The organism is Roseicyclus sp. (assembly GCF_052168335.1).
Classification (GTDB): domain Bacteria; phylum Pseudomonadota; class Alphaproteobacteria; order Rhodobacterales; family Rhodobacteraceae; genus Roseibacterium.
On the sequence record NZ_JBQLZP010000576.1, the window covers coordinates 1 to 8,906 of the forward strand.

At 68.4% G+C, this 8,906-nt stretch carries 8 protein-coding genes; 2 read left to right on the forward strand and 6 right to left on the reverse strand.

The window, feature by feature from the left end:
- The 6 genes from ilvN to ACTS11_RS17755 form a co-directional block, all read right to left on the reverse strand.
- On the reverse strand, positions 1-375 hold a 375-nt coding region (gene ilvN / locus ACTS11_RS17730), incomplete at its 3' end, for an acetolactate synthase small subunit (protein ID WP_442641622.1).
- 22 nt (positions 376-397) lie between these two features.
- Positions 398-1,615 carry a glycosyltransferase family 87 protein gene (locus tag ACTS11_RS17735; protein WP_442641623.1) on the reverse strand — a complete coding sequence of 406 codons (1,218 nt, stop codon included), beginning with the start codon at positions 1,613-1,615 and terminating at the stop codon, positions 398-400.
- Between the two features lie 171 nt (positions 1,616-1,786).
- Positions 1,787-3,436 (reverse strand): BCCT family transporter, encoded by a 1,650-nt coding sequence (locus ACTS11_RS17740; protein WP_442641624.1) that lies wholly within the window; start codon positions 3,434-3,436, stop codon positions 1,787-1,789.
- A gap of 52 nt (positions 3,437-3,488) precedes the next feature.
- Complete coding sequence (locus ACTS11_RS17745; RefSeq protein WP_442641625.1) at positions 3,489-3,908, reverse strand: universal stress protein; 420 nt, start codon at positions 3,906-3,908, stop codon at positions 3,489-3,491.
- A gap of 189 nt (positions 3,909-4,097) precedes the next feature.
- Positions 4,098-4,730, reverse strand: coding sequence for a hypothetical protein (locus tag ACTS11_RS17750; RefSeq protein ID WP_442641626.1), 633 nt, complete (start codon positions 4,728-4,730; stop codon positions 4,098-4,100).
- Positions 4,727-6,493, reverse strand: a complete 1,767-nt coding sequence (locus tag ACTS11_RS17755; RefSeq protein ID WP_442641627.1) for an acetolactate synthase 3 large subunit — start codon at positions 6,491-6,493, stop codon at positions 4,727-4,729. The genes ACTS11_RS17750 and ACTS11_RS17755 overlap by 4 nt, the downstream gene beginning before the upstream one ends.
- Positions 6,494-7,095: 602 nt before the next feature.
- On the opposite strand from ACTS11_RS17755, the gene ACTS11_RS17760 reads away from it, so the two are divergent.
- Both ACTS11_RS17760 and ACTS11_RS17765 read left to right on the forward strand, forming a co-directional pair.
- Complete coding sequence (locus tag ACTS11_RS17760; RefSeq protein ID WP_442641628.1) at positions 7,096-8,181, forward strand: TRAP transporter substrate-binding protein; 1,086 nt, start codon at positions 7,096-7,098, stop codon at positions 8,179-8,181.
- 116 nt (positions 8,182-8,297) lie between these two features.
- The coding region (locus tag ACTS11_RS17765; protein ID WP_442641629.1) for a TRAP transporter small permease subunit at positions 8,298-8,906 on the forward strand (609 nt) is incomplete at its 3' end.

Sequence of the window (8,906 nt, forward strand, 5' to 3'; positions counted from 1 at the left end):
GTGCTCGCCCTTGGCGATGACCTTGATGAGCGCGAGCTCGCGGCTGACGAAGGGGCCCTCGACGGTCAGGTCCGAGACCTCGTGCACGGGAACCATCCGCTCGAGCTGCATGCGGATCTGCTGGATCACCTGCGGCGTGCCGCTGGTGACGATGGTGATGCGCGAGCGGTGCCCCGCGTGGTCGACCTCGGCCACCGTCAGGCTCTCGATGTTGTAGCCGCGCCCGGAGAACAGGCCGATGACGCGCGCCAGCACGCCCGCCTCGTTGGTCACGAGGATCGCGAGGGTATGCGTCTCGATCGCGTCCGACATGTGCGAGCGCAGGTCGTAGGCGGAGTGGCTCGACGAGCCCTTTTCGATGTTGAGCGGCGACATGGGCGGTCCTTTCGCGTGCCGGTCACGTTCGCGGGATTCTGCTGCGCAAGTGCCCGATTAGCGGCGCCGCTGCAACAAGGAAGGCGGCCAGCAGGACCGGCCCGGCGTAGAGGCGCCGGGGCGGCACCTCGACCTGCGTGAGAAGCTGGAGGAGCAGGAGCGGCGTGACCCCGAGCGCCATGACGACGACGAGGGGCAGGCCGGGGCCGCGCGCGCTCAGCATCCCCGCGCGCAGCATCAGCATCAGCGCGGGCGCGAGGAAGGCGGTCTCGGCATACCAGAGATAGGGCGAGGCGACGGGGATCGCGGTGACGAGGATCGCGGCCTTCGCGTCGAAACCCATGTCCCGCGACGACCAGGCGATCCAGACGGCGAGGGCGGCGAGCGCGCTCAGCCCGAACTGGAGGCCGAGCGCGAGCCCCTCGCGCATGCCGAGGCCGATGAGCGTGGAATAGACGCTGACCATGATCTCGGCCTCGCCGATGGAGGCGCGCATCTTGTCGGCGTGCTGCCCCGCCATGTCGAGGAAGGCGGGCCAGTAGCCGATGCCGAAGACCAGCGTGGCGAGCCCGTGGAAGACGACCGTGCTGACCGCCGCCACGCCGATCACGCGCCACTGCCCCGAGGCGAGGCAGGCCAGCGCCACGAGCGGGCCGAGCTGCGGCTTGAAGGTGAGAAGGCCGAGGACGATCCCCGCCAGCACGACCCGCCCGTCCCGGATCGCGGCCAGCGCGGCCAGAAGCCCCGCCGCCCAGAGGACCGAGACCTGGCCCGCCACCAGCGCGGGCAGGATCGCGGGCGCGAAGGCGAAGCAGAGCCAGATGGGCCGGAAGTCGCCGGCATAGAGACGGACGGCCGCGAGCATCGCCAGGAGCGAGGCTCCGATCAGCGTCACGAGCGCCGGGAAGAAGTCCATGAAGCCGAGCGGATAGAACGCGAGGAGCAGGCCCGGCGGATAGGCCCAGGGCAGCCAGACGTCGCGCTCGTCCGCGTGCATCTCGGCCAGCCGGACCTGGTCGAAGGCGGCCAGCGGCTCGCCCATGACGGCCAGCCGCGCCGCGCCCCAGAAGACGCGGAAGTCCATGTCGACGACCTGCGTGCCGGGCATCGCGAGGATGTGCCAGACGATGGTGAGCCAGTACCACAGGAGCACGAGCGACAGCATCGCGACGATGGCGCCGATCCGGTCGGCGCCCCGCCCCGACAGGGGGGCGGCGGGCAGCGTGTCCTGCGCCGTCATGCGGCGCCTCCGGCGCGCGGGTGGTCTGGTCTCGGCGTCTGTCTCGCGTGCGGCATGGGGCGTCGGGGCAGGGGGCCTTGGGGGCAGGAGGCTGTCGTCCCCCTGCATACAGGCCGCCCCTCGCGGATCAAGCGCCTTGCCGACCGCGCCCCTCGCCCTGTTGCGCCGGCGTCAGGTCGGTTCGGCCTTCAGCCCCCGCCAGATCGCGTAGCACAGGAGGAGCAGCACCACCGTGAAGGGCAGGCCGGTCGAGATCACCATGGCCTGGAGCGCGGCGAGCCCGCCGCCCACGAGGAGCGCGATGGCGACGAGCCCCTCGAAGGTGCACCAGAAGACCCGCTGCGGCACCGGCGCGTCGACCTTTCCGCCCGCCGTGATCGTGTCGATGACGAGCGAGCCAGAATCCGACGAGGTCACGAAGAACACGATCACCAGCACGATCCCGAGCGTCGATGTGATCCCCGCCAGCGGCAGACCCTCGAGCATGGCGAAGAGCGACAGCTCCGGGCTGTATGTGGCGATGACGTTGGCGTAGACGGCCGAGTCCGCCCCGTTCGCCACCATGTCGTTGATCGCCGCGCCACCGAAGACCGCCATCCACAGGACGCAGACGAGCGACGGGATGATGAGCACGCAGGTGATGAACTCGCGCACCGTGCGGCCCCGGCTGACGCGGGCGATGAACATGCCGACGAAGGGCGACCACGAGATCCACCACGCCCAGTAGAAGGCCGTCCAGCCCTGGAGGTAGCCCGTGTCCTCGCGGCCGAAGGGATTGGACAGCGGCACGACCTCGCGGAAATAGCCGACGATGCCCTCGCCGAACTCCGTCAGGATCGTGGCCGCGCCCGCCGCGAAGAGGACGAAGAGCAGGAGCAGGAACGCCAGCCCCATGTTGATCTCCGACAGCACCTTCACGCCGCCGTCGAGGCCGCGCAGGACCGAGATCAGCGCCACCGCCGTGATCGCGACGATGAGGATGACCTGCACCGTGATCGTGTTGGGGATGCCGTAGACGTATTCGAGCCCCGCGTTCGCCTGCTGCGCCCCGAAGCCGAGCGAGGTGGCGAGGCCGAAGAGCGTGGCGAAGACCGCGAGCGTGTCGATCACGTGGCCCCACCAGCCCCAGACGCGTTCGCCCAGCAGCGGATAGAAGGCCGAGCGGATCGTCAGCGGCAGGCCCTTGTTGTAGGTGAAGAGCGCGAGCGCCAGCGCCACGACCGCGTAGATCGCCCAGGGGTGCAGCGCCCAGTGGTAGGAGGTGGCCGCGAGCGCCATCTGCCGCGCCTCGGCGATGTTGCCCTCGATCAGCGCGCCGTCCTCGGTGAAGGGCCGCACGGTGCCGAGCGGCGCGTCGCCCCAGGGCGTGGCGAAGTAGTAGGCGGGCTCGAGCACGCCGAAGAACATGAGGCCGATGCCCATGCCGGCGGCGAACAGCATCGCGAACCAGCCCGGATAGGAATAGTCGGGCGTCGCCTCCGCGCCGCCGAGCCTGACCTTGCCCACGGGCAGCACGATGAGCGCGAGGCAGAACAGGACGAAGATGTTGGCCGACAGGAGGAAGAACCAGTCGAAGCTCGAGGTCAGCGCGGGGCGGAGCCAGCCGAAGAACTCCGCCGACTGCGCGGGCGCGAGAAGCGCGTAGGTCACGAAGGCCACGACCGAGAGGCCCGAGATCAGGAAGACCGGGTTGTGGATGTCGAAGCCGAAGGGCCCGAGCTGCCCCTCGATGTTGTCCTGGCCGATGTCGTAGTCCGTCTCGATCAGGTCCACGTCGCCTTCCGGCGCCGGGATGCCCTGGATGTTCGTGTCGTCGGTCATTCTGTCGTCCCTTCCTTCCTGTCGTCGCCTGTGCCCCTGCGTGGCGCCGCGGTCAGTCCGCGTCGCGCACCAGCATCACGGAGCGGCGGGTCGTCGAGGCGAGGTGCCCGCCGTGGCTGCGCATCTGGAACGCGCGCGGGATGTGGCTGCCCATGACGATGAGGTCGGCGTCGGTCTCGTCGGCAGCCCGGTCGAGCACCCGGTCGAGATCGACCGACGGATCGTGCGCCACGATGGGATGGCTCGTCGCTTCCGAGACGCCGTAGGCCTCGGCCTGGGCGACGGCGAAACGGGCGAGCTTGCCTGCGAACTCCTTCGGGCTGTGCGCCACGGAACTCGGCTGCGGCGAGGTCACGCCGACATAGACGATGGTGGCCCCGTAATGGGCGGCGAGGTCGGCCGCGACCTGCAGGGCGCGCGCCAGCCGGTTGGCATGGGCGAGATCGACCGGAACCATGATCTTTCTGAACACGAGCCCCTCCTTTGGCGTTGTTCGACGCATCGGATGGGAAATGCGCCCGCCGAACAGGCTGCGGGACGACGGGACATGGCCCAAAAGCGACGTAAGTTATGTCGCGATCAGGCTATCATCCATGTCGCCGGTTGCAAGCGGGACTTGAACGCGCGGGGCAGGGGGACGGTTCCCGGCCCCCGCTCCGGCTCAGAAGCCGAGGTCGATCGGGGCCGCGCCGGGGCGTTCCACGACGGCGAGGCCCCAGTCGCGCGGGTAGCGGGCGAGGTAGTCGACATGGGCCAGGATGACGCTGTCGAGGATCGCGTCGGGCGGCAGCACGCGGACGCCCTGCGGCGTCACCTGCGGGGGCGCGGGACGCGCCGCGACGAAGGCGAATGTCGCGTAGACCTCGGGCCGCCCGGCGAGCGGGTAGCTGAGGAAGAAGACTTCGCCCCGGGGCGTCGGCAGCGACTGGCCGCGCGCGGCGAAGTAGACGCCCTCGGACCCCGCGGCGGCGGTGAACTCGGCCAGCGTCGTCGCGCCGATGCGCAGACCCTCTCCCCGCGCGGGCGGCGTGCCGTCGGCGTGCCAGGTCTCCATGTAGAGGATGCGGCCGCCCGGAACCTCCTCGGTCGAGGTGACGGACAGGCGCGAGCCGTCCGGCCGGGCGTAGAGCGTCGAGATCACGCCCGGCGCGAGCCAGGCGGTTTCCCTCGCATCGGGCCGCAGCGCCTCCAGCGCCGCGATCCCGTCACCGATGTCGAGGCCGCGGAAGTCCTGCGCCGCCACCGGCCCCGCAAGGCACGCGACGAGGAGCAGCGCCGCGGCCGCCCGCCTCACACGAGGACTCCACCCTCTGCGCCGATCACGCCCTTGGTCTCGGCCTCGCCCAGAAGCATCTCGTTGTGGGCCTTGCCCGAGGGGATCATGGGGAAGCAGTTCTCGTGCTTCTCCACCAGGCAGTCGAAGATCACCGGCCCGTCGTAATCCAGCATCTCCATGATCGCGTCGTCGAGGTCGGCGGGATCGGTACAGAGGATGCCCTTGCAGCCGAAGGCCTCGGCGAGCTTGACGAAGTCGGGCAGGGCCTCGGACCAGGAATGGCTGTAGCGCTCGCCGTGCAGGAGTTCCTGCCACTGGCGGACCATGCCCAGACGCTCGTTGTTGAGGATGAACTGCTTGACGGGCAGGCGGTACTGAACCGCGGTTCCCATCTCCTGCATGTTCATCAGCCACGAGGCCTCGCCCGCCACGTTGATCACCAGCGCGTCGGGATGCGCGATCTGCACGCCGATCGAGGCGGGCGTGCCGTAGCCCATGGTGCCGAGGCCGCCGGAGGTCATCCAGCGGTTGGGGTCCTCGAAGCCGAGGAACTGCGCGGCCCACATCTGGTGCTGGCCGACCTCGGTGCAGATGTAGCGGTCCCGGTCCTTGGTCAGCGCCTCGAGCCGCTGGAGCGCGTATTGCGGCTTGATCGTCCTCTCGGAGTTCTTGAAGGACAGGCAGTCGACCTTTCGCCATTCCGCGATCCGGGCCCACCACTGCTTCACCGCCGGGGCGTTGGTCTTCGATCCGCGCGCCTTCCAGACGCGCAGCATCTCCTCGAGCACGTGGGTCACGTCGCCGATGATCGGGAAATCGGCGTGGATCACCTTGTTGATCGAGGAGGGGTCGATGTCGATGTGGGCCTTGCGGCTGCCCGGGGAGAAGTCGGCGATGCGCCCCGTGATCCGGTCGTCGAAGCGGGCGCCGACGTTGATCATCAGGTCGCAGCCGTGCATCGCGAGGTTGGCCTCGTAGAGACCGTGCATCCCGAGCATGCCGAGCCACTTGTCCCCGCTCGCCGGGTAGGAGCCGAGGCCCATCAGCGTGGACGTGATCGGGAAGCCCGTGGCCTCGACCAGCTCGCGCAGGAGGTCCGAGGCGCGGGGGCCGGAGTTGATGACGCCGCCGCCGGTGTAGAAGACCGGGCGCTCGGCCCGTTCCATCGCCTCGACCAGCGCCTCGATCATGGCGGGGTCGCCCTTGACCTTCGGCTGGTAGTGCTCGACGCGGGCCTGCGGTTTCGCGGTGTAGGCGCCGGTGGCGAATTGCACGTCCTTGGGGATATCCACCAGAACCGGGCCGGGGCGGCCGTGCGTGGCGATGTGGAAGGCTTCGTGGATCGTGCCCGAAAGGCGGTCGGTGTCCTTCACCAGCCAGTTCATCTTGGTGCAGGGGCGCGTGATGCCGACGGTGTCGGCCTCCTGGAAGGCGTCCGAGCCGATCATGAAGGTCGGAACCTGGCCCGTCAGAACCACGATCGGGATCGAGTCCATCAGCGCGTCCACGAGGCCCGTGACCGCGTTGGTGGCGCCGGGGCCGCTCGTCACCAGGACGACGCCGGGCTTGCCGGTCGAGCGGGCATAGCCCTCGGCGGCGTGGACCGCGCCCTGTTCGTGGCGGACGAGGATGTGGCGGATCGCGTTCTGCTGGAAGATCTCGTCGTAGATCGGAAGCACGGCGCCGCCGGGGTAGCCGAACACGACCTCGACCCCCTGCTCCTTCAGGGCCTCGACCACCATCTTCGCGCCCGTCATCTGGGTCTTCGTCTGGGATGCCATCGCGGGTGTCCTTCTGTTTCCGTCCACGATCTACCGTTTCCTGCCGTCCGGCACAAAAAAGCCCCCGGGGTTTCCGAGGGCGCATGGGGTGTGAGTATGGTTGCCGTCACCGACCCATGCGCGTCCTGTCTACCACTACGATAATGAGGTCCATGACCGGGGCCTGCTCCGCGGGGTTTCGTGCCAAGCGTTGCGGGAACCTATGGGCGCGCCCGGTCAGCGTCAACCGCGAAACGCGCGGGCCGCTGAATAATGTGTCGCAGGGGCGGCGTTCCGCGCAACAAAGCGAATTCCGGCCATGCGCTTGCGCAGGATCACGGCGCGCGAGGCCGCCTGCCCGGCCACCGGCGCGCGATTCACTCAATGCGCGTCGATCCCGACCGGTTCCGTGCGGTAGCGCTAACGTCGCGCAACCGCGGGTTGTCCACAGGTCGTTGCGCGCGAAATTGACGGATTTTGGTAAGGAAATTTTACAAAAAAGTGCCATTCGGCCAACAAAACCTGTTTCACGACGCCAATCGCTTCGCTAACGTGCCGCCACTGCGAATACCACACCTACGGCCGATGCACGGTCGAGGGGACATCCAACTGGGAGGATACCAATGGATCGCCGCACATTCCTGCGCACGTCGGCAATCGGCGGCGCGGCAGCCGCTTCGACGACTCTCGCCGCTCCGCTCTACGCACAGGGCAACCGCACGCTCACCATGGTCACGTCGGTTCCCGACGGCTTCGCGATCTTCGACGACGCGGCGAACTACGCGGCCCGCGCCATCACCGAGATGACCGATGGCCAGCTCACCATCAACAAGATGCCGGCAGGCTCGCTCGTGGGCGCCTTCGAGGTGTTCGACGCCGTCTCCGCCGGCCAGGCCGACCTCTACCACTCGGCCGAGTACTACTTCCTCAACCAGCACCCCGGCTTCGCGTTCTTCACCGCCGTGCCCTTCGGCATGACCGGCCCCGAGATGATGGCCTGGTACTACCACCAGGGCGGCATGGAACTGCACCACGAGCTGTCGGGCCTGTTCAACCTCAAGGGCTTCCTCTGCGGCAACACCGCGATGCAGCCGGGCGGCTGGTTCAACAGCGAGATCACCTCGGCCGACGACCTCCAGGGCCTGCGCTTCCGCATGCCGGGCCAGGGCGGCCAGGTGCTCGGCCGTCTCGGCGCTTCGGTGCAGAACATCCCCGGCGGCGAGATCTACCAGGCGCTGGCCTCGGGCCAGATCGACGGCGCCGAGTGGATCGGCCCCTTCGCGGACGAGCGCCTCGGCTTCCAGGAAGTCACCCAGATCTACTACACCGCCGGTTTCCACGAGCCGGGCTCGGCGCTGGCGCTGGTGTTCAACCTCGACGTCTGGGAATCGCTGACCCCCGGGCAGCAGAAGATCGCCGAGATCGCCTGCGAAGCGACGCACGCGAACAACTTCTCCATGTCGCTGGCCGAGAACGGTGCGGCGCTCGCCCGCCTCCAGTCGGAGGGCGTCGTGGCCCGCGAGTTCCCGGACGATGTCTGGGATGCCTTCGGCCGCGCCGCAGCCGAAGTCAGCGCGGAGAGCATGAGCGACCCGATCTACGCCCGCATCGCCGAGAGCTACTTCGCTTCGATGGGCTCGACGGCAGCCTGGTGGGATATCGGCGACGGCGAGTACATCCGCCAGCGCAACCGCGTCAACGCCGGCTGATCGCCGACTGATCTTCGCCCCGTCCGGGCGGCCTCCGTGCCGCCCCGGGCGGGGCAATCGCGTTTGTCGGGAGCGGCCGTGCCCGCGCAGGGCGCCTTCTCGGGGGGTATCACCGCATGATCGAATTCGTTCTCTGGGTGCTGCAGAACATCGCGCTCGCGCCCTACTACCTGTTCGTCGCGATCACCAACCCGGGCGCCTGGCTGAACTGGGCCGACCCGCAGGCCGTGATGCGCTTCATCTACTACGGCGCCTCGGTCGAGTTCTTCTTCGTCGTCTTCACCACCTTCCTCGTCCTGACCGCGCTCGGCATGTTCTGGAAGCGCGATATCCTCTGGTGGGGGGTGCGCATCCTCGAGGGGATCGGCAACTGGGTGGGGCGCACGGCGGCCTGGGCGGGCCTCGTCATGGTCCTCGTCCAGGTGATGATCGTCTTTCTCCAGCGGATCTTCCGGGTGGCCGAGATCCAGCTCGGCCCGCTCGGCACCGCCTATGCGCAGGACCTGAGCTGGTGGGCCGAGAGCCTCAAGTTCCATAACGCGCTCGTCGTGACGCTCTGCGTGTCCTACACCTTCGTGCAGGGCGGGCATGTGCGCGTCGACCTCGTCTATTCGGCGGTGAAGTTCCGCACGAAGAAGATGATCGACATGTTCGGTTGCCTCTTCTTCATGATGCCGGCCATCGTCATCACCTATCTCTACGCCTGGTTCTTCCTGTGGCGGCAC

Excerpts from the sequence above, each read along its gene's own strand:
- ACTS11_RS17755 (WP_442641627.1), bottom strand. The coding sequence starts at position 6,493 with ATGGCATCCCAGACGAAGACCCAGATGACGGGCGCGAAGATGGTGGTC.
- ACTS11_RS17735 (WP_442641623.1), bottom strand. The coding sequence starts at position 1,615 with ATGACGGCGCAGGACACGCTGCCCGCCGCCCCCCTGTCGGGGCGGGGC.
- ACTS11_RS17760 (WP_442641628.1), top strand. The coding sequence starts at position 7,096 with ATGGATCGCCGCACATTCCTGCGCACGTCGGCAATCGGCGGCGCGGCA.
- ACTS11_RS17740 (WP_442641624.1), bottom strand. The coding sequence starts at position 3,436 with ATGACCGACGACACGAACATCCAGGGCATCCCGGCGCCGGAAGGCGAC.